Origin of the sequence: Vibrio sp. 10N.239.312.D08 (assembly GCF_041466145.1) — a bacterium.
GTDB lineage: Bacteria > Pseudomonadota > Gammaproteobacteria > Enterobacterales > Vibrionaceae > Vibrio > Vibrio crassostreae_C.
This window is the reverse complement of sequence record NZ_JBFSSD010000012.1, coordinates 81,408-100,831: the sequence shown is the minus strand read 5'-3', so window position 1 is coordinate 100,831 and position 19,424 is coordinate 81,408. Positions and strand designations below refer to the sequence as shown.

Genomic DNA, 19,424 nt, shown 5'->3' with positions numbered 1-19,424 from the left:
AAAATAATTAAAGTAAGGAAGAAACGTGGCTGTATTTGATTTGTACTCTACGAGAAATAAGCCGAAGCACCCTGAAGTGTATCAGTATGAAATGGCTAGCCAGAAACTCAGAACGCAGTTGACACAGATTGTCTTTGCGGCAATTGGTACAAACGTGTCTGGTGGTAGTTACTACGCAACATCATCATGCCCATCTGAGGGCGTTTACGCGCAAATTTATGAAATTCTTTGTAAAGAGTATGGTGAGTATAGGCTGATGGGGTTCGAGCGTGGCTGTGACCAATGGTTGCGTAACATGTTTGATAATGCACCTTTAGAGCAGTTCCTAGACACGCTAGAGTTAAGTTGTAAGTTCATAGATTTCGTTGTTAGAAAGAACTTTTACAGACATTCTCACGATGACTCAGCAACACAGAAGCCCGATGATGCACTGAAAGAAATCAATGAGCGAATGAAGCGTGATGGGTTTGGGTTTGAATACAGCGATGGAATCCTCATTAAAGTAGATGAGCAGTTTATTCATGCAGAGGCGGTTAAACCTGCACTCTACATCTTGCAGAATTATGAAGCTCCTAGACAGGAGTTTTTAGAGGCACACGAACATTACAGGCACAGTAACTTTAAAGAGTGTTTGATGAGTTGTGGACGTGCGTTTGAAGGCATGATGAAAATTATCTGCGACAAAGAGGGATGGGAATACAATCCAAAGAAAGCAGGGGCAAGTAACTTAATAGCTCTATGTAAAGATAAAGGGTTGTTTGAAACTCATACTCAAGAGCATTTAAATGGGCTTGCTAAAACTTTAGAGTCAGGTGTACCGCCAATCAGAAATGAAAAAGCAGGACACGCTAAGCCAGAACCTATTAAAGTCTCTGAGCACATAACGAAGTACACGTTGCATTTAACGGCGGTTAATTTGGTGTTCTTGAACGATTGCTACGAGGCAATGAAGAAGTGAGATACTACGAGTGCCGCAACTGTGGCACTTTACTGTGGCACCCATACAAAAACAGCGCTATCCCAAAAGGCGCTAACCTATTGAAATAACGCTGTTTCCAAACGTTTGGTGGAGCTGGCGGGAGTTGAACCCGCGTCCAAAAATCATTCATCATTGGTACTACATGCTTAGTCGATCTTTAATTTCACCAGCAACCTGCGAACCGACACGCTAGTTAAAGGCTAACCTGAATTGTTATTCGCGCTTTTCCTCTCAGGTGGGAGAAGCCGCGCTAGCTAGTTTGGGTTTGATCTCTTATTGGTCCCCGTCTTACGAGCGGAAGCTAGGGTAAGAGAGCTCTGAGCAGGTTATTAAGCTGCTAGTGCGTAGTTTTCGTCGTTTGCGACTATTTTTTTGCGGCTTTTAACGTGGCCAACCGCCCCACGGCATGCACCTCAGACTTCAAAATTCCTGTCGAATCCTAAATCAGCCCCAAGTGTTATTCGCATAGTACCAGAAAAGCTTTGCCTGTCTAGCACTGTGCGTTTAAGTGCTTAAAATTAACGCAAATTACTCTTCATAATTCGTGCTTTATCTCTCGCCCAATCTTTTTCTTTCATATCAGTACGTTTATCGTGCAGCTTTTTACCTTTCGCTACGCCAACTTTAATCTTCGCCCAAGAGCGAGACCAGTAAAGTGCGGTTGCGACAAGTGTCATGCCTTCACGGTTAATACGACCGATAAGGTTATCGAGTTCTTTTCTCGACATTAGTAGTTTACGGATGCGTGTTGGGTTCGCCACGATATGAGTACTCGCTTGAGTTAGCGGAGTGATCGTCATACCACTGATGAATGCTTCGCCATCTCTGATGTAGACGTAGCTTTCTGCGATATTGGTTTTGCCTTCACGTAGGGATTTTACTTCCCAGCCTTGTAGCTCAAGCCCCGCTTCTATCTCATCATCGATGAAATATTCGTGGCGAGCTTTCTTATTAAGCGCAATGGTATTACTACCGGCTTTTGATTTTGATTTATTCTTTGCCATAATGGCCTCATTATACGGAATGCGCCCTAGATGGGGAATCCTTTTTATTTGCGCTCTGGCCCAATACAATTAAAATTGCAGTTTGTGTTAATGTAACGCTGTCTTTAACAGGAGTCTATATGCCAAAGGTTACTCGTTCAGCATTAGTGTCTTTTAGTGCCGACCAGATGTTCAGCTTGGTCAATGATGTTGCTCGTTATCCTGAGTTTTTGCCAGGATGTTCTGGTTCTCGTGTGATCGAATCTTCAGATTCCGCGATGGTGGCTTCGGTTGATGTCTCTAAAGCTGGTATCAGTAAAACATTCACTACGTCGAATCGAATGGCGGATGGTGCTGAAATTTTAATGGAGCTGGTAGATGGCCCGTTTAAGAAGCTGGAGGGGGGCTGGTATTTCACTCCTCTAGACGACCAAGCATGTAAGGTTGAACTTAAACTAGAGTTTGAATTTTCTAGTCGAATGATTGAAATGGCATTTGGCAAGATTTTCAATGAACTGACAAGCAATATGGTCAGTGCTTTTACTCAACGAGCGAAACAGGTTTACTAAGCCATGACTATTGAATCAGATATGATCCACGTAGAAGTTGTGTTTGCGCTTCCACATGAGCAGCGTGTATTTACCTTAGTGGTAAATAAGAACGCGACCGTTGAAGAGATTATTGCGCAGTCTGGTGTTTTAGAGTTGTATCCAGAAATCGACTTGGCGAAAAATAAAGTTGGCGTATACAGCCGCAACGTTAAGTTAGATGCAACCGTTCGAGATAAAGATCGTATCGAAATTTATCGAGCACTCTTAGCCGATCCAAAAGAAATTCGCCGTAAGCGTGCTGAACAAGCGAAAGCGGCGGCTAAATCGTAATACCAAACAAATTTGAATGATAAAGAAGCTCGCATTAGCGAGCTTTTTTTCATCTGTTTGTTAGACAATACAGTCTACAGTCTACAGTCTCATTTGTTAGCAGATATTAAAAAGCCTGCTCATATGAGCAGGCTTTTGCGATTCTTGCTTTTGACTGGAAAGCTTTGTTAGTTGAAAGCTAGCGAAGGCTTTCGAAGAATTCATCACTGGCTTCAAAATCACCATTGATCGTCACTAAGGTGCCCGTTGCATCAAAGTTAACAACAAGATTTTTTTGAATCGAGTCTTCATGGCCTTTTGTGTGGTGGTAAATGTAGTACCACGTATCTGGGTAGCCATTTTCGATAAGCATAGGTGAGCCCATAACGTAACGAACTTGTGTTTTTGTCATGCCAAACTTGAGCTGATCGACAGCTTCCTGTTCAACATAGTTACCCTGATTGATGTCAATTCGATAAACCAACTTCTCTAATAGAGAGCAACCGGTCAACATTGTTAGTGCAAGTGGAACTGCAACTAACCACTTTTTAATTCGCATAGTTTGAGATCTTTCTTCGCTAAAATACTGCCTGATAATAAACAAGCTCCAGCAAGAAGTAAAAAGCTCCTTGCGCTTTGAGCTTGTTATGACTGGCAATTTTGAATTAAGTTGCAAAATTGCCAAGAATTTTCGGTAAATTATCAGAAAGTTGCTGAATATGTAACCTATGCTGCGATTAATAACTCTTTTGCATTGGCAAGCGTCGATTCGGTAATCTGGCTGCCACCAAGCAGTCGAGCAAGCTCTGAAACGCGTTGTTGCTCATCAAGCGTGTGCATTTGAGTCTCGGTTTTACCTGATTTCGTGTTCTTCGCTACAAAAAGTTGTTGGTGACCGCAACCGGCAACTTGAGGTAAGTGAGTCACGCACATAACTTGTGTCGATTCGCCCAGCTTACGTAGCATTTTTCCGACAACCGCAGCGGTTGGTCCACTGATACCCACATCGACTTCATCGAAAATCAGGCTTGGTGTATCCACTTTTTGCGCTGTGATCACCTGAATCGCCAGTGAGATTCGTGATAACTCACCACCAGAGGCCACTTTCGCAATCGGCTGCATTGGTTGGCCTGGGTTGGTCGAAACAATGAAGGTCACGTTATCCATACCCAATGGAGAAGGGTGTGTGTTGGTGTTGTTCACTTCAATGGCAAACTGCGCTTTTTCCATGCTCAGTTCGTGCATGCTTTGCGTGATCAGCTTGTTGAGCTCTTTTGCGTAACGAGTTCGAGATTTATGAAGCTTCTCTGATTTAGCAACGAACGATTGGTATTGGTTTTCTACCTCGTTGGCCAGTTCTTCCAATTTTTCATCAGAGCAATCAAGCGCTTCAACTTGTTGTAGTAAGTCTTGATGGTGCTTATACAGCTCTTCAGGTAACACGTGGTGTTTACGAGACATCGACATCACTTTAGAGAAACGCTCCTCAACGTAAGCCATACGACCGGGATCAACATCAATGCTGTCTAGGTAGGTTCTTAACTCGTTGTTGGTCTCTTCGATCTGAATAATGGCTTCAGAAAGCAAGTTCGGTAACTCGGCCAATCTTTCATCTAGCTCAGCTAACTGAATTAAGGAGTTATTGGCCGATTGCAGAATACCAAGCGCATTAACTTCTTCGCCTTCATAAATAAGCTCGATAGCTTGCTGACAGGTTGTGGCCAGTTCTCCGCTATTGGAGAGGCGCTTATGCTCTTGTTCGAGGTCTTCATATTCTTCCTCCCCAATAGACAGCTCATTTAACTCTTTGATTTGGTATTCAAGAAGTTGTTTTTGAGCTTGGTTTTGCTGGCTATTCTCACGTAACTCTTTTAAGTGGTTATCCGCTTGTCGCCATGCTTGGTAAGCATTACGTGTCGATTTCAATAGGTTCAAGTGGCCTGCGTATTGATCAAGCATGGCCATTTGATAATCGCTTTTCATCAACTGGTGATGCGCGTGTTGACCATGGATGTTGATCAACAGTTGTCCAAGTGATTTCAATTGCGAAAGAGGGACAGGGCTACCGTTGATGAATGCACGAGAACGACCTTCTTTTGAGATGGTTCTGCGCAGGATGCACTCACTGCCATCAAGCAATTCGTTGTCTTCTAACCAGCGGGTTGCATGCAGATTGTTCTCAAGTAAAAAAGCGGCACTGACTTCGGTTTTTTCTTCACCTTGTCGAACCATTCCTGCATCGGATCTTCCCCCAAGACATAAGCCTAAAGCATCGATAGCGATAGATTTACCCGCACCAGTTTCCCCGGTGATTGTTGTCATGCCTTTAGATAGTTCTAGCTGTAAAGACTTAACAATAGCGAAATTATTAACACTTAAATGAGCCAGCATTTTTATTTACCTGTATAACTGAACAATACTGTATATAAGTTCAGTATATACTGTTTCTTTATACAGTAAAGTCGACAGGTGAAAATTTTTTGCGACCGTTATCAGAATTGAGGTTGTTCGTAGATCACTGAAACCGCTATAGATTCCCAACTCAGTCGTTCCTCCCTCTTGGGAGTGGAGGTATAAGGAACTGCAGAGAAGCTAGAGCCGACGGGCTTTTACTGGCAATAAAAAGGCTGACGAATGTCGTCAGCCTTTCAAATTTTCGGTTACCACTGGAGCGTTTATTCTTTTAGAACAGCTTACTCGACCAACCTAGTTTGTTACGTAGAACATGGTAGTAGTTGTAGTCTTTAGGATGGATCAACTTAAGTACATTCGGGCTTTGGTAAATGTGGATCTCATCACCAGGAGAAACAGGCAGTGAGATTTGACCATCGCAGCTCACCTCCTGAGTTCCACGGTTATCAGGCGATACGATAAGCTTAATACGACGCTTGCCATCCACCACTAATGGGCGGCTTGAAAGGGTATGCGGGAACATTGGCACGAGTGAGATAGCATTTAGGCTTGATGACAGGATAGGGCCGCCGCCGGAAAGCGAGTAGGCGGTAGAACCTGTCGGTGTTGAGACGATTAAGCCATCAGAGCGCTGTGAGAAGGCGAAGCTGTCATCGATATATACTTCGAACTCGATCATGTGAGCAACTTGGCCGGGGTGCAGTACAGCCTCATTAAGGGCTGCATTGTGGCTTTTTATCTGGCCGTGACGATGAATTTCCGTTTCAAGTAAGAAGCGCTCTTCTTCCATGAACTCGCCTTTGAGTACATCAGTAAGCGCACTCTGGAAGTTTTCAGGGTTGAGATCGGTTAGGAAACCAAGATTGCCTCGGTTAACACCAATCACTGAAATGTCGAAACGTGACAAGATTCTAGCGGCACCGAGCATATTTCCGTCACCACCGACCACAATAGCGAGATCGGCGCGTTTACCTAATTCAATCAGGCTAGAAAAATGTTCTTTTGGGATGTCGTCCAAAATAGTGGCGAGTCTGTCATCAACAAACACTTGATAACCCTCAGCACTTAACCACTGATAGAGCTCTCTATGAGTCTGAATTGCTTGCTGATCTCGAGGTTTACCGATAATGGCGATGACTTCAAATGGCTTTTTCATAACGTTTCCAAACGAATTAGGCTTGAATCAAAATTCTTCATCCCCATAATAAAGGCAAGTTGAACGTCTATGCGAGTGTTTTATATCAATTTGGGGCGCAAACACGCCTGTCACTTGCATTGAAAACGAATTCTGGAGATATCATGAGCAACGAAGAAAACAAAGTAACCGAAGCAGAGCTAGATCAGATCATCGCTGAAGCTGAGAAAGTTGAAGAAGCTGAACTGAATGAAGACGCTGCTGATGAGCAGGAAGCAAAAATCGCTCAACTGGAAGCTGCACTGCTTTCTAGCGAATCTAAAGTGAAAGAGCAGCAAGATTCTGTTCTTCGCGCGAAAGCTGAAGTTGAAAACATGCGTCGCCGTAGCGAACAAGAAATTGATAAAGCGCGTAAATTCGCTTTGAACAAGTTTGCTGAAGGTCTGCTTCCTGTAATCGACAACCTAGAGCGTGCAATGCAAGCGGCAGACGCTGAAAACGAAGTGGTTAAGCCACTGTATGAAGGTGTTGAGCTAACGCACAAAACGTTCGTAGACACAGTTGCTAAGTTTGGTCTTAAAGAGATCAACCCTGAAGGTGAAGCGTTCAACCCTGAATTCCACCAAGCGATGTCTATTCAAGAAAGCCCAGATCACGAATCGAACACGGTTATGTTTGTGATGCAAAAAGGCTACGAACTAAACGGTCGTGTGGTTCGCCCAGCGATGGTTATGGTTGCTAAGTAATGACGAATTACGTTGCCAAGTGATTGACTGGTGCATTGACTGAGTTAGTCGCAGCGACAAAATAAATCACTGGTTTGCGTAAAATAAAAAGAGAGGTATAGGCCTCTCTTTTTTTGTGCCTATAACTTGAGAGTCCACGTAAATAAGCATCAAAACCGCATTAAGAATGTCGTTCTTTTTATTTCATTCAGATCAGCGATTTAGAGTTTTGTGTTATGAAACTTGTTGTGATTGAGTAAATGTTTTGATGTCACATTTGTAGTGTTTTTGTAAATAAATACTTTTAATTGTTATCTTTGTATGTAAAATCCACTGCCATATAGCGATTTTGGTCGCATATATAACTATAAAAGTACAAATTTCAAACACAACAAACTGGAGAAGAACGATGGATAAATCGCTCTCAAGTAAAATTTTTGTAGGCTTGTTCGCCGGTCTACTTATTGGTACTGCTATTCAGTACCTATTCAGCGGTATTGCTATTTTTGATACGTATCTACTTGGCGCTGCCGAAGGTGCTGGTGGTATGTTCGTATCACTTATCAAATTGCTTGTAGTTCCTCTTGTATACGTATCTATTGTTTGCGGTATTGTTGAGCTAAAAGATATTCGTTCATTTGGTCGTCTTGGTGGTAAAACCTTTGGTCTTTACATTATTAACACCATCATCGCGATTTCAGCAGCGCTAACGATTGGTCTTATTTTCCAACCAGGTGCAGGTGCGAACCTTGCGGGTACGGTTTCTGAGACAATTGCGCTTACAACAACTGAAACACCAGACATCTTCTCTCTTGTTGTTAACATCGTTCCTAGCAACCCTGTAGAAGCGTTCGCAAGCGGCGACATGCTACAAATCATCTTCATGGCAATTTTGACAGGTCTTGCTATTCAAGCGCTTGATTCTCGTGGTGGCCCAGCTATCAAGACATTCAAGATGGCTAACGAGATCATGATGAAGCTTATCGGCCTAGTAATGAGCCTTGCGCCATACGGTGTATTTGCTCTGATGATTCAACTAGGTGCAACACTTGATGCAAACACGTTAATGTCAGTTGCTGGCTATGTAGCGCTTGTTGTAGCGATGCTTGTGTTCTGGATCTTCTTCTTCTACCCAATGATGGTTGGTTCATTCACTGGTATTTCTCCAAAGCAGTTCCTACGTGCAACTCGTGAGCAAATCCTTTTCTCACTATCGACTGCAAGCTCGAACGCGACGATTCCAGTAACAATGCGTACTCTGACGGACAAACTAAACGTATCTAAGTCAGTGGCAGGTTTCGGTGTACCACTAGGTGCAACAATGAACATGTCTGGTGTATCTATCTACATCGCACTAGCAACTATGTTCGTAGCAAACGCATTCGGTCAGCCAATCAACACTGCTGATATCTTTACTCTAGGTCTAACTATCTTGCTACTTTCTATCGGTGCTGGTGGTGTTCCTGGTGGTGGTGTGGTTATGGTCGGTGTTCTATTGCACCAACTAGGTTTGCCACCAGAAGGTCTAGCGATTGTTGCTGCTGTTGACCGTATCTGTGACATGTTCTGTACTTCTTCTAACGTTGTTGGTGATACTGCGGTTAACACTATCGTAGCGAAATCTGAAAACGAAATCGGCGTTGAAGCTAACGAAGAAGCTGAGCTAAAGAAAGCAGAAGCATAATTCTTAATTAAGATTCGATAATTAGAAGCCCCGCTCAATGAGAGCGGGGCTTTTTTGTTTCTGATGATAAGTGCTTTGGGCTGTCTGCTGCTGAGTTAAAAGAGGGGGCTATGTTGGTGCGAAGTCTCATTTTTTCTTTTTACTCGCGCTGAATGGGTCATCAGTTTTCAATCTTTAATATAGATCACATATAATAATACAATATTATTATATTGTTCTGACAACCTACATTATGACGACATAAAGGAAACCCAATAATGAAGCTGTCTTACCTTAGCCTACTGACTGCCAGCCTTTTAGCCGCTCCCGCTCTTGCTTCTAATCACGATATTGGTCAACAGTTCAATCTTGACCCTGCAAAAGCACCAGCACAAAACTTCGATTTATCTAAATGGAAAATTAACTTACCGGAGCTGACGACTGAAGGGTCTAGAAAAGGTAAAACGCTGGAGATTGGTAAAAAGGAACTGTCGAATGTAGACACGCCTTACGTTCACCCTAAATGGTTCTACACGGATGCCGAGTCTGGTGCGATGGTGTTTGTGGCTCCGAATACAGCTCCAACGACGCCAAACAGTAAAAACACGCGTAGTGAGCTAAGAGCGATGCTAGCGGATAGCTACTCTGCGCCGAGCAACAACTTTGCGATTTCAAGCCATAAGAACGCGGAAGAGTTTGGCTCTATCGGTGGCCAGATGACGGCAACACTTTCTGTTGATCAGGTGAGCACCAGCGGTAACTATAAGAAAACCGGTGCATTCTCTGTGGTTATTGGTCAAATCCATGGTTCAGACAATGAGCCACTGAAAATTGTTTACCGCAAGTTGCCAGAACATGAGCATGGTTCGTTAACGTGGAACTATGAGTTAAACCCGCCGACAGAGATGAAAAACGCGAAGGATGAAAACGGAAAGAAACTTCGTAAAGACATTCGCCATGATGTATTTGGTCAATACAATCTGAAAAAAGGCAGCTCGGACCCTGCTGATGGCATCAAGCTAGGTGAAGTGTTCTCATACGATGTGAATATCAAAGATAACATCATGCACTTAACCTTTACTAAGAATCCAAACTCAGCCGATCCTATTGTGAAGACGTATGATGTTGATTTGGCTAAGGGTAAGTATCAGGGGCATGATATCGACCTTGGTTATGGACAGGACTGGATGTACTTCAAGGCGGGCGCATACAATCAATGCAACACTAAGAAGTCGAGCTCAGCCTGTGAATGGCGTGGTATGGAAGCGGGTGATTACACTCAAGCGAGCTTCTACCAGTTAGTGCTCAACCAATAATATGGCTGAATCAGTCACCATTTGAACAATATTTAACTGATTAATATCTATTTGAAAAAGACCTTCCACATGAAGGTCTTTTTTTATGGCATCTGGAATAGGGTTGAGGTTTCAATGTGGCGACAAATGCGAGAGTTTCTCAACATTGGAGCCTCAATTGGCAAGGGATCGGTCACTTTTTACCTTTATGTAAAAAGATACGGGAAAAAATAGATTTTTTTTACTTATTCCCTTGAAAACCAGTTTGCAGCCCTTATCTATGGTGCATACGAAAGCAAATTACATTTGCACTTTAATTTTGTGTATTAGGGTTGATTCCCTGATTACCACCCCCACATATGTGGGTATAGCAAAAACTTAATAGAAAATATTTCGGAGATGGCCTGATGGGTAAAATCATTGGTATTGATTTAGGTACTACTAACTCTTGTGTTGCTGTTCTTGACGGCGACAAACCACGCGTAATTGAAAATGCTGAAGGCGAACGCACAACAGCATCAGTAATCGCATACACAGAAGGCGAAACGCTAGTTGGTCAACCTGCAAAACGTCAAGCTGTTACTAACCCTCAAAACACACTGTTCGCTATCAAGCGTCTAATCGGTCGTCGTTTTGAAGATGAAGAAGTTCAACGCGATATCGAAATCATGCCTTTCAACATTGTTAAGGCTGACAACGGTGATGCATGGGTTGAAGCGCAAGGCCAAAAAATGGCTGCTCCTCAAGTATCTGCTGAAGTTCTTAAGAAAATGAAGAAAACAGCTGAAGACTTCCTAGGCGAAGAAGTAACTGGCGCAGTAGTAACTGTTCCTGCTTACTTCAACGATGCTCAACGTCAAGCAACGAAAGATGCTGGCCGTATCGCTGGTCTAGATGTTAAACGTATCATCAACGAACCAACTGCTGCTGCTCTAGCTTACGGCCTAGACAAGCAAGGTGGTGATCGCACTATCGCTGTATACGACCTTGGTGGTGGTACATTCGATATCTCTATCATCGAAATCGATGAAGTAGAAGGCGAGAAGACTTTCGAAGTTCTTTCAACTAACGGTGACACTCACCTTGGTGGTGAAGATTTCGATAACCGCATGATCAACTACCTAGTAGATGAGTTCAAGAAAGAGCAAGGTATCGACCTTAAAGCTGATCCACTAGCAATGCAGCGTGTTAAAGAAGCAGCAGAAAAAGCGAAAATCGAGCTTTCTTCTACTACTCAAACTGACGTAAACCTACCTTACGTTACTGCTGATGCGACTGGCCCTAAGCACATGAACATCAAAGTGACTCGTGCGAAGCTTGAGTCTCTAGTTGAAGACCTAGTTCAACGTTCTCTTGAGCCACTAAAAGTTGCTCTAGCGGATGCTGACCTATCGGTAGGCGAAATCACTGACGTTATCCTAGTTGGTGGTCAAACTCGTATGCCTATGGTTCAAGCTAAAGTAACTGAATTCTTCGGTAAAGAGCCACGTAAAGACGTGAACCCTGACGAAGCTGTTGCAATGGGTGCTGCTGTTCAAGGTGGTGTACTAGCGGGTGACGTTAAAGACGTTCTACTACTAGACGTTACTCCTCTATCTTTCGGTATCGAAACGATGGGCGGCGTGATGACTAAGCTTATCGAGAAAAACACAACTATCCCTACTAAAGCGGATCAAGTGTTCTCTACAGCTGAAGACAACCAAAACGCAGTAACTATCCACGTTCTTCAAGGTGAGCGTAAGCAAGCGACTTACAACAAGTCTCTTGGTCAGTTCAACCTAGAAGGTATCCAACCAGCACCACGTGGCATGCCACAAATCGAAGTAACATTCGACCTAGATGCTGATGGTATCCTGAACGTATCTGCTAAAGATAAAGCAACAGGTAAAGAGCAGAAGATCACTATCCAAGCATCAGGCGGCCTGTCTGAGGAAGAGATCGAAGCAATGGTACAAGAAGCAGAAGCTAACAAAGAAGCGGACAAAAAGTTCGAAGAGCTAGTAACTGCACGTAACCAAGCTGACCAAATGATTCACGGCACTAAGAAGCAAGTAGAAGAAGCTGGTGAAGCTCTACCTGCAGACGAGAAAGCTAAAATCGAAGCGGCTATCACTGCACTAGAAGAAGTTAAGTCTGGTAACGATAAAGAAGCTATCGACGCTAAAGTTCAAGAACTTATGCAAGCAGCTCAAAAGCTAATGGAAATTGCTCAACAGAAAGCTCAAGCTGAACAAGCTGGTGCTGACGCTGGTGAACAACCTAAGCAAGACGACGATGTTGTAGACGCTGAGTTTGAAGAAGTTAAAGAAGACAAAAAATAATTTCGTCGCAGAGTAGCCTGATTTCGTTATCGGAAGTGTCCACCTACTAACGTAGGCTCCGCGCTTCCACTTAGGACTCAAGCTATCTGCTTAGAAATTTGTCTCAAAGACTTATTATTGCGGGCGTCAGAGGTAACTCTCACGCCCGTAAATTTGTATTTAGACTTGTCGATCTAGATAATAGCTTTATTCGGCATTTCAGCCGGCAGAACTTTTATCTAGATTGATACACAGACTACTGAAGTGATCATTCGGTAGTAGCAATTATTTTGGTGACCTAGAACATGTCAAAACGTGATTTTTACGAAGTATTAGGCGTAAGCCGCGATGCATCAGAGCGCGATATTAAAAAAGCGTACAAACGCTTAGCGATGAAATTCCACCCGGACCGTAACCAGGGTGATGAGACCGCAGCAGATAAGTTTAAAGAAGTAAAAGTAGCGTACGAGATCCTAACCGATTCTCAAAAGAAAGCAGCTTACGACCAATACGGTCATGCAGCCTTTGAACAAGGTGGCATGGGCGGCGGCGGTGGTTTCGGCGGCGGTGGCCAAGGTGACTTCGGCGATATCTTCGGTGACGTATTTGGCGACATCTTCGGCGGCGGTCGTCGTGGTGGCGGTCAACAGCGTGCACAACGTGGTTCAGATCTACGTTACAACATGGAACTTTCTCTAGAAGAAGCGGTTCGTGGTGTTTCTAAAGAAATCGAAGTACCAACACTTGTAGAGTGTGATACTTGTGACGGCAGCGGCGCGAAAGCGGGTTCTTCTGCACAAACGTGTGGCACTTGTCATGGCCACGGCCAAGTACAAATGCGCCAAGGTTTCTTTGCGGTTCAACAGACTTGTCCTACTTGTAACGGTAAAGGCAAGATCATCAAAGACCCATGTAACTCATGTCATGGTCAAGGTCGCAAACAGAAGACGAAAACACTTAACGTTAAGATCCCTGCTGGTGTTGATACTGGCGATCGTATTCGTCTATCTGGCGAAGGCGAAGCGGGAGAGCACGGCGCTCCAGCTGGCGATCTGTACGTACAAGTACACGTAAAAGAGCACAACATCTTCGAACGTGACGGCAACAACCTTTACTGCGAAGTACCAGTAAGCTTCTCTATGGCTGCTCTAGGCGGTGAAGTTGAAGTTCCAACACTGGATGGTCGTGTAAACCTTAAGGTACCAGAAGAGACACAAACGGGCCGTATGTTCCGTATGCGTGGCAAGGGCGTGAAAGGCGTTCGTGGTGGCGGTGTGGGTGATCTAATCGTTAAGCTAGTGGTTGAGACTCCAGTTAAGCTAAGCGCTCGCCAGAAAGAATTACTGCGTGAATTCGAAGAAACCTGTGGTGGTGAAGCGGCAAGCAAGCATAAGCCAAAGTCTGAAGGTTTCTTTAGCGGCGTTAAAAACTTCTTCGATGACCTAACTAAGTAATTAGATTGTTTATACTTTAAGTTGTTGATAAAATTAAAAAACCTGCTCATGTAGCAGGTTTTTTTTGTATCTCAAACCTGGTTCTTTCTCTTTCTCTTTCTCTTCACCTGAAACCCTCATCACACTACATCCAGCAGGCTTCTGGGTATTCGACATTAGCACTGTCGAGAGTGAGCACTTTATGGTTTTGTCCATCGAAGCAGTTGTCTTTATCTTGACCTACTCCCGACTGAGGTGTTGCTGTAATCGTATAGGCAGCAGAAGCCGAACTGGTGACACTGAAAACAAAACGACTCGCTTCGGTATCGCAGATCAAACAATCGCTTCCCGAAACAATACCACTCCAGTCATAACCGCTGTCATAGGCTGCTTCTAGTTCTAATTGAATTCGAGCTATGTCAGCGAGTGCGCTAGTTCGATGTCCAGTCACTACGTGGTTGGTATAGCTCGGATAGGCGATAGCCCCCAAAATCCCAATGATGGCAACCACAATCAATAACTCGATCAATGTCATCCCTTTTACGCGCGTGTTGTTGCTGTTGCATTTATTTTTTCGAATCATCACGAGGACTTCCTTTTCACTTATCTGGCTATTTTTCCTTAGTGTTAGCATGTGCGCAAGGTTGAGTACGGTTGCTCAAGTTATTACATAGGAATTTGGGAAATGACTCGCGGGTTTACGCTATTAGAGCTGCTGATTACTGTAGTGGTGCTTTCAGTGCTACTGGCTGCGGCTGCCCCTAGTTTTAGTTCTTTGTTGGCTTCTTCTAAACTGCAGCGCTTAGCCCCTGAGGTTCATAGTTTTCTTATTACTGCCCGATCAGAAGCGGTCACTCGTAACCAAGAGCTTTATGTTTTGTTCTTGGTTTCAGGTGCCTTAGGTGGAACCGAAAGTTCTGATGGTGATTGGGATATGGTGTTGAGCAGTTCAACATTTTACGTTTCTGATAATGTACTTATGCATCTTGATGGTTCGGCATATAGAGGTATAAAAGTAGACTTTAATTTCTCCAATAGTACTTCAATTGCGATCGATAACGTCAGGGGACGTTTTCGAGACGGTAATGTTTCACTCGCCTCCACGAATGCGCTGTCGGATGTACTTTCAATCATCGCATCGAAAACGACAGGGCGGATCCGAATTTGCAGCAGTGACCCAAACAGCGATGGGCGCAATAGCATAGGTCATTATGGTTATGAGATCTGTGGCTAGGAGTGTTCAAGGTAGTACCTTGGTCGAAATGTTAGTGGCCTCTGTGATCGGTGTGATTGTTATCGGTACTATCGGCTCGGTATTTGTTACCAACCAACGTTTGAGTTCAGAAAAGAGCTTGGAGCTGCTCTTATCTCAGAACCTATTCGCTACTACTCAAATGATGAAAGAGGAGCTCTGGCGAGCCGGTTATGATGCAGACTCTGGACAATCAGTGAAGCTATCGGGCGCTGCCAATACGATTTATACCTTTCAATCCAGTGCCAGTGAATCTTACGTTGGTTTTGTTTATCGACAAAACAGCGCATCTTCGGCCTATCGAAACATTGTCTATCAGTTTAAGGGTAATAAGCTGAACTATTGCCAAGAAGAATCTTCTTATTTATTAGATATCACTCAGATTACGTCATCTGGTTTGGGAGCAATGACATGTGAAAGTTTGTTTTTCGAAAAGCAAATAGAAGTAGAACTTTTTTTGGTTTCTGTAACTGAGTTATCTAACAGTCTGGCAACCTCGCAAAGAGTCGATATCGCTCTAGAAGCTTCTCTTGTGAATGCAGATGAAAGTCAGAGAGTAGTGACTTCAGTGGTACAAAGGAATTGGCAATGATGCGATTAAAGCAAAATGGAGCGGTAACACTACTTCTAGTCAGTATTCTATTGATTGGTGTGCTGATCGTTTCTCTTGGTAGCTTTAAAACCACTTTTTACCAAATAAAGCGTGCTCAAAACGAGGTTCAAGCTCGCAAAGAACATTGGACCGCCGAGGGGGGATTGGAGTGTGGTCTAAGCGTTATTATTGAAAACAGCAGTACCGCGATCCCAGGTGATCTCCTGGATTCCTGTAGCAACAAGCTTTCTTCATTAGATAAATCATCCGATAACGCTAATATCCTTGTCTCAACCGCCAACAGAACATCGATTAATAAAGAAATTCGATTTTCTAATGATTCGGGTTTGGGGGCCATACAAGCAATATCGGCTCTCGAAATTATTTCCGAGGACATCATGGATATCGACCCTGAACTCAGTGAAACCAGTAACAACGGTGTATATGAGTGTGTGGCAGTTCGGTTTTTCGACTCTGTTATACACACCAAAGGTACAGGGGGGAGCTTAACCACCGTTTCTAATCCTGAGAATGCACCTGCAGATTTTAGCGCTTGTAAAGATGCGGTAACTGACTTGAGTGAGAGCGCAACGATTACCGCATCGGGTAGTGATCCTAGCGGTGCTTTTATGAGTGATTACGTTCATGACACCAATCTAAATGGTTTCGAAAACTACTTCGGGGTAAAGAAAACAACGGACAATATCAACGCCCTTAAAAGTAATGAATATGAGGTAATAAACCTATTAGAGACGGATTCTCACGGGAATACCGCGCATGTAGATTTCGATTCAAACACAAATAAATACGTGGGCAAGGAGTGCAGTACTCGAATCAATGATGCCTTTTCAGCTGGTAAAACTAAGGTGTGGGTCATTGGGGACTGTGTAGTTTGGCACCCAGCCATTAATATTGTGGATAGTGCAGGAACGATCACACCACGATCTTTAGTGGTCGAAAATGGGATTTTCGCAAATGGAAACGCCAGTGTACTTGATGGTGCTTTTTATCACTTGAATGACATGAGTGTCTTCAAGGACGCTTCAGGTGCTGAAAACAACACGGACTTTCTTGCTGATAGTTGGGATAAGTTACCAGCAACGATGGATTACTCTTTATTGGTTAAAGAAAATAGTACCTATATAGCTAACGCTTCCTTCTTCCCTAAAGGAGGCATATTTTTGGATTCAATCGGGGGGCTTTCTACGATTAAAGGCTCGATGAATCTAGATTATCGAGGAGAATACAACCCGCATGATGAACCTGTCGAAATACAGTGGAAAAAGGGCTCATGGAGTGATTTCTAACCAGCGTGGTTTTAGTTTACTTGAAGTACTTATCTCTTTTCTACTGGTGGGCGTGGCCGCGTTAGGCATGGTCAAGCTGCAGACCTACACTGAGCAGAAAGCCGACTATGCGATTCAGAGTATCGAAGCGCTGCATTTTGCAGAAAGGCAGATGGAGTATTATCGAACTCGGGCGTCTAATGCGAGTGGGGCGGTAGGTTTAATTCCTTTTTCGGAACTAGATCAGGCGAGTCATTGTCTCAACATAGCAAGTTCAGATGCTTTATCCGGTTTGTCGGGTTCTGCCTATGCCATGACCTGTGAAGTGACTAATGCAAACGGTGCTCTGTCTAGCGCATTAAAAAGCATTACTGTCACAATTGCATGGCAAGATCGTATGAACCACGCACAAAGTATTTACCTCGAAACTATGCTCTCCAAATACAGTGAGTTTGATTGACCCTCAAGCAAACGTTTACTGCATGCCAAGGCTCATGCTACCCCTTTTACTGATAATTTTCACTCCTCGGACATTGTTTACGTGCTAGTTAAAACTCTGTATATGGAATGGTGTTTTTTATGTTTTTATATTGTTGTGGTTGTATGGTATTTTTGCAAAATATGTCTCCATTTATGGAAAATTAGGTGGAATCTTGTGCTTTTTAACAACGACTTTAATAGAATATGTGCTGTACCAATAGGCCGTGGTCAAAACTTATATTAGGCCTAAACAAAACAACATCACATATGGAGTTACAATGAGTAACCAAGCCGTAAAAAAAGCACCATCGACTGAGAAGATCAGTGGTATGGACCGCTTTCTAAACTTCATTGAACGCGCCGGCAACAAAATTCCAGATCCAGCAATCCTGTTCTTCTGGGCTCTAGTTATTGTATGGGTAGCATCTGCACTTTTATCGAATCTTTCATTCGACTTAATCAACCCTCAAACGGGTGCTGCTCTTGAAGTAAACAACCTACTAACTGGTGAAGCGCTTGCTAGCTTCCTAGCGAATATGGTTACCACGTTCACAGGCTTCGCACCTCTAGGCATCGTACTTGTTGCTATGCTAGGTGTTGGCGTTGCAGACTCTTCAGGCTTCATTACGACTGGCCTTAAGAAGATGCTTAACTTCACGCCAGCTAAGCTACTAACGCCGATGCTAATCTTGGTTGCTATCGTGTCTCACACAGCAGCTGATGCAGGTTACGTTCTAGTAATCCCTCTTGGCGGTATCATCTTCCACGCTGCGGGTCGTCACCCTCTAGCGGGTATTGCAGCAGCGTTTGCTGGTGTATCAGGTGGTTTCTCAGCGAACTTTATCCCTTCAGGTATTGATCCGCTACTAGCTGGTTTCACTCAAACAGCGGCAAACGTTCTTGACCCTGCATATGTGATCAACCCTCTAGCGAACATCTTCTTTACTGGTTTGTCTTCAATTCTAATTGTGGCAATTGGTTGGTACGTTACAGAGAAAATTATCGAGCCTCGTCTTGCTAATACGCCTGTAGATGAAGATGCAGAACAAGCACCTGATCTAGGTACGTTCACAGCCATTGAATCTAAAGCATTCAAATTCGCTGGTTGGGCAATGGTTGCCGGTATTGGTCTGCTTATCGCGGCTCTAATGCCTGAAAACTCAGCACTTCGTTCACCTGAAGGCGAATTAACGGCGTTCTCAGCACCAGTAATGAAGTCTATCGTTCCTCTGATCTTCATCCTGTTTATTATTCCGGGTATCGTCTACGGCCGTGTAGCGGGTACATTCAAGAATAGTAATGATGTTATCAAAGCAATGTCTGAGACGATGGCAACGATGGGCGCATACATTGTAATGTCGTTCTTCTGTGCTCAGTTCCTATCTGCATTCGCTCAATCAAACATCGGTACTATGCTGGCACTTTACGGTGCTGAAGGCTTGAAAGCGATGGACCTTCCAGGTGAAGCAACGGTTGTTGGTATGATTCTACTAACGGCTGCAGTTAACCTTCTTGTTGGTTCTGCTTCAGCTAAGTGGGCACTGATTGGTCCTATCCTAGTTCCAATGCTAATGGTTGTGGGTATCTCTCCTGAGCTATCTCAAGCGGCTTACCGTGTAGGTGACTCAGTGTCTAACATCATCTCTCCACTAATGGTGTTCTTCCCACTGGTTGTTGTTTACTGTCAGCGCTACGTTAAGTCGACAGGTATCGGTACTCTAGCTTCTCTAATGATGCCATTCTCGATTGCGATGTTAATCGGTTGGTCTATCTTCTTGCTAGCTTACTGGGCTCTTGGTATCCCACTAGGTATCCAAGCACCTTACACTTACACAATGTAAGATTGAACTAAGCAAAACTAAGCTTTATTCATTGCTAAGCCCGTACCGAAATGTGCGGGCTTTTTTTTCGCTATTTTTTCCGTTTTTTATATCCAAGGTTTTTATATCCAAAACTTTCTATATCCAAAACTTTTTATATTCAAAATAAAGGCACTCAGCTTATACTCCGGATTACGGCTAATTGTTGG

The 19,424-nt window shown here is 43.7% G+C and carries 18 protein-coding genes and 1 other RNA gene; 13 read left to right on the top strand and 6 right to left on the bottom strand.

The features are described from left to right. Positions 1-25: 25 nt before the first annotated feature. A complete protein-coding gene (locus AB6D58_RS09025) occupies positions 26-958 on the top strand; it encodes an STM4504/CBY_0614 family protein (RefSeq protein ID WP_372083883.1) in 933 nt (310 codons plus the stop codon). Positions 959-1,064: 106 nt separating this feature from the next. On the opposite strand, the gene ssrA is transcribed toward AB6D58_RS09025, so the two are convergent. Then, positions 1,065-1,431, bottom strand: a transfer-messenger RNA (tmRNA) gene (gene ssrA, locus AB6D58_RS09020). Between the two features lie 66 nt (positions 1,432-1,497). Continuing rightward, positions 1,498-1,983: an SsrA-binding protein SmpB gene (gene smpB, locus AB6D58_RS09015; protein ID WP_004735156.1), complete on the bottom strand. Its 486-nt coding sequence runs from the start codon at positions 1,981-1,983 to the stop codon at positions 1,498-1,500. Between the two features lie 119 nt (positions 1,984-2,102). Between smpB and AB6D58_RS09010 the strand changes: the two genes are divergently transcribed. Both AB6D58_RS09010 and AB6D58_RS09005 read left to right on the top strand, forming a co-directional pair. Then, positions 2,103-2,531 (top strand): SRPBCC family protein, encoded by a 429-nt coding sequence (locus AB6D58_RS09010; protein WP_010438915.1) that lies wholly within the window; start codon positions 2,103-2,105, stop codon positions 2,529-2,531. Positions 2,532-2,534: 3 nt separating this feature from the next. After that, the gene (locus tag AB6D58_RS09005; RefSeq protein WP_016796754.1) at positions 2,535-2,843 is read left to right on the top strand and encodes an RnfH family protein; all 309 of its coding nucleotides are present in this window, start codon (positions 2,535-2,537) and stop codon (positions 2,841-2,843) included. 178 nt (positions 2,844-3,021) lie between these two features. On the opposite strand, the gene bamE is transcribed toward AB6D58_RS09005, so the two are convergent. The 3 genes from bamE to nadK form a co-directional block, all read right to left on the bottom strand. Further along, the gene (gene bamE, locus AB6D58_RS09000) at positions 3,022-3,381 is read right to left on the bottom strand and encodes an outer membrane protein assembly factor BamE (protein WP_010438918.1); all 360 of its coding nucleotides are present in this window, start codon (positions 3,379-3,381) and stop codon (positions 3,022-3,024) included. 167 nt (positions 3,382-3,548) lie between these two features. Next, positions 3,549-5,213, bottom strand: a complete 1,665-nt coding sequence (recN, locus tag AB6D58_RS08995; protein WP_017059862.1) for a DNA repair protein RecN — start codon at positions 5,211-5,213, stop codon at positions 3,549-3,551. A gap of 292 nt (positions 5,214-5,505) precedes the next feature. Further along, the gene (gene nadK / locus AB6D58_RS08990; RefSeq protein ID WP_017066747.1) at positions 5,506-6,390 is read right to left on the bottom strand and encodes an NAD(+) kinase; all 885 of its coding nucleotides are present in this window, start codon (positions 6,388-6,390) and stop codon (positions 5,506-5,508) included. Between the two features lie 143 nt (positions 6,391-6,533). Between nadK and grpE the strand changes: the two genes are divergently transcribed. From grpE to dnaJ, 5 genes are all read left to right on the top strand, one after another. Continuing rightward, entirely contained in the window at positions 6,534-7,115 is a 582-nt protein-coding gene (gene grpE, locus AB6D58_RS08985) for a nucleotide exchange factor GrpE (protein ID WP_017069543.1), read from the top strand. A 388-nt stretch (positions 7,116-7,503) separates the two neighbouring features. After that, positions 7,504-8,778 (top strand): dicarboxylate/amino acid:cation symporter, encoded by a 1,275-nt coding sequence (locus tag AB6D58_RS08980; protein ID WP_102333754.1) that lies wholly within the window; start codon positions 7,504-7,506, stop codon positions 8,776-8,778. A 257-nt stretch (positions 8,779-9,035) separates the two neighbouring features. Next, the gene (locus tag AB6D58_RS08975) at positions 9,036-10,073 is read left to right on the top strand and encodes a polysaccharide lyase family 7 protein (RefSeq protein ID WP_017059866.1); all 1,038 of its coding nucleotides are present in this window, start codon (positions 9,036-9,038) and stop codon (positions 10,071-10,073) included. 386 nt (positions 10,074-10,459) lie between these two features. Next, positions 10,460-12,373 (top strand): molecular chaperone DnaK, encoded by a 1,914-nt coding sequence (gene dnaK / locus AB6D58_RS08970; RefSeq protein WP_017067645.1) that lies wholly within the window; start codon positions 10,460-10,462, stop codon positions 12,371-12,373. Between the two features lie 284 nt (positions 12,374-12,657). Further along, positions 12,658-13,806 carry a molecular chaperone DnaJ gene (gene dnaJ, locus AB6D58_RS08965; protein ID WP_017068546.1) on the top strand — a complete coding sequence of 383 codons (1,149 nt, stop codon included), beginning with the start codon at positions 12,658-12,660 and terminating at the stop codon, positions 13,804-13,806. Positions 13,807-13,930: 124 nt separating this feature from the next. Here dnaJ and AB6D58_RS08960 read toward each other — a convergent pair whose 3' ends face one another. After that, positions 13,931-14,368: a type IV pilin protein gene (locus AB6D58_RS08960; RefSeq protein WP_017059870.1), complete on the bottom strand. Its 438-nt coding sequence runs from the start codon at positions 14,366-14,368 to the stop codon at positions 13,931-13,933. Between the two features lie 102 nt (positions 14,369-14,470). Between AB6D58_RS08960 and AB6D58_RS08955 the strand changes: the two genes are divergently transcribed. The 5 genes from AB6D58_RS08955 to AB6D58_RS08935 all read left to right on the top strand — a co-directional run bounded on the left by AB6D58_RS08955 (position 14,471) and on the right by AB6D58_RS08935 (position 19,236). Then, complete coding sequence (locus tag AB6D58_RS08955; RefSeq protein WP_017059871.1) at positions 14,471-15,019, top strand: GspH/FimT family pseudopilin; 549 nt, start codon at positions 14,471-14,473, stop codon at positions 15,017-15,019. After that, the gene (locus AB6D58_RS08950; protein ID WP_029236419.1) at positions 15,003-15,629 is read left to right on the top strand and encodes a PilW family protein; all 627 of its coding nucleotides are present in this window, start codon (positions 15,003-15,005) and stop codon (positions 15,627-15,629) included. Before AB6D58_RS08955 ends, AB6D58_RS08950 begins: the two co-directional genes overlap by 17 nt. After that, on the top strand, positions 15,626-16,936 hold the full coding sequence (locus AB6D58_RS08945; RefSeq protein WP_372157047.1) for a hypothetical protein: 1,311 nt from the start codon (positions 15,626-15,628) through the stop codon (positions 16,934-16,936). Before AB6D58_RS08950 ends, AB6D58_RS08945 begins: the two co-directional genes overlap by 4 nt. Continuing rightward, the gene (locus tag AB6D58_RS08940; protein ID WP_372157045.1) at positions 16,926-17,375 is read left to right on the top strand and encodes a prepilin-type N-terminal cleavage/methylation domain-containing protein; all 450 of its coding nucleotides are present in this window, start codon (positions 16,926-16,928) and stop codon (positions 17,373-17,375) included. Before AB6D58_RS08945 ends, AB6D58_RS08940 begins: the two co-directional genes overlap by 11 nt. A gap of 298 nt (positions 17,376-17,673) precedes the next feature. Continuing rightward, positions 17,674-19,236 carry an AbgT family transporter gene (locus tag AB6D58_RS08935; RefSeq protein ID WP_017059875.1) on the top strand — a complete coding sequence of 521 codons (1,563 nt, stop codon included), beginning with the start codon at positions 17,674-17,676 and terminating at the stop codon, positions 19,234-19,236. Positions 19,237-19,424 lie beyond the last annotated feature (188 nt).

Bases quoted from the DNA above. Each gene is read 5' to 3' on its own strand.
- AB6D58_RS08975 (WP_017059866.1), top strand. From the start codon at position 9,036: ATGAAGCTGTCTTACCTTAGCCTACTGACTGCCAGCCTTTTAGCCGCT.
- AB6D58_RS09005 (WP_016796754.1), top strand. From the start codon at position 2,535: ATGACTATTGAATCAGATATGATCCACGTAGAAGTTGTGTTTGCGCTT.
- grpE (WP_017069543.1), top strand. From the start codon at position 6,534: ATGAGCAACGAAGAAAACAAAGTAACCGAAGCAGAGCTAGATCAGATC.
- AB6D58_RS08980 (WP_102333754.1), top strand. From the start codon at position 7,504: ATGGATAAATCGCTCTCAAGTAAAATTTTTGTAGGCTTGTTCGCCGGT.
- dnaJ (WP_017068546.1), top strand. From the start codon at position 12,658: ATGTCAAAACGTGATTTTTACGAAGTATTAGGCGTAAGCCGCGATGCA.
- AB6D58_RS08960 (WP_017059870.1), bottom strand. From the start codon at position 14,368: ATGATTCGAAAAAATAAATGCAACAGCAACAACACGCGCGTAAAAGGG.
- bamE (WP_010438918.1), bottom strand. From the start codon at position 3,381: ATGCGAATTAAAAAGTGGTTAGTTGCAGTTCCACTTGCACTAACAATG.
- nadK (WP_017066747.1), bottom strand. From the start codon at position 6,390: ATGAAAAAGCCATTTGAAGTCATCGCCATTATCGGTAAACCTCGAGAT.
- recN (WP_017059862.1), bottom strand. From the start codon at position 5,213: ATGCTGGCTCATTTAAGTGTTAATAATTTCGCTATTGTTAAGTCTTTA.
- AB6D58_RS08945 (WP_372157047.1), top strand. From the start codon at position 15,626: ATGATGCGATTAAAGCAAAATGGAGCGGTAACACTACTTCTAGTCAGT.
- dnaK (WP_017067645.1), top strand. From the start codon at position 10,460: ATGGGTAAAATCATTGGTATTGATTTAGGTACTACTAACTCTTGTGTT.
- AB6D58_RS09010 (WP_010438915.1), top strand. From the start codon at position 2,103: ATGCCAAAGGTTACTCGTTCAGCATTAGTGTCTTTTAGTGCCGACCAG.
- AB6D58_RS08955 (WP_017059871.1), top strand. From the start codon at position 14,471: ATGACTCGCGGGTTTACGCTATTAGAGCTGCTGATTACTGTAGTGGTG.
- AB6D58_RS08950 (WP_029236419.1), top strand. From the start codon at position 15,003: ATGAGATCTGTGGCTAGGAGTGTTCAAGGTAGTACCTTGGTCGAAATG.
- AB6D58_RS08935 (WP_017059875.1), top strand. From the start codon at position 17,674: ATGAGTAACCAAGCCGTAAAAAAAGCACCATCGACTGAGAAGATCAGT.
- smpB (WP_004735156.1), bottom strand. From the start codon at position 1,983: ATGGCAAAGAATAAATCAAAATCAAAAGCCGGTAGTAATACCATTGCG.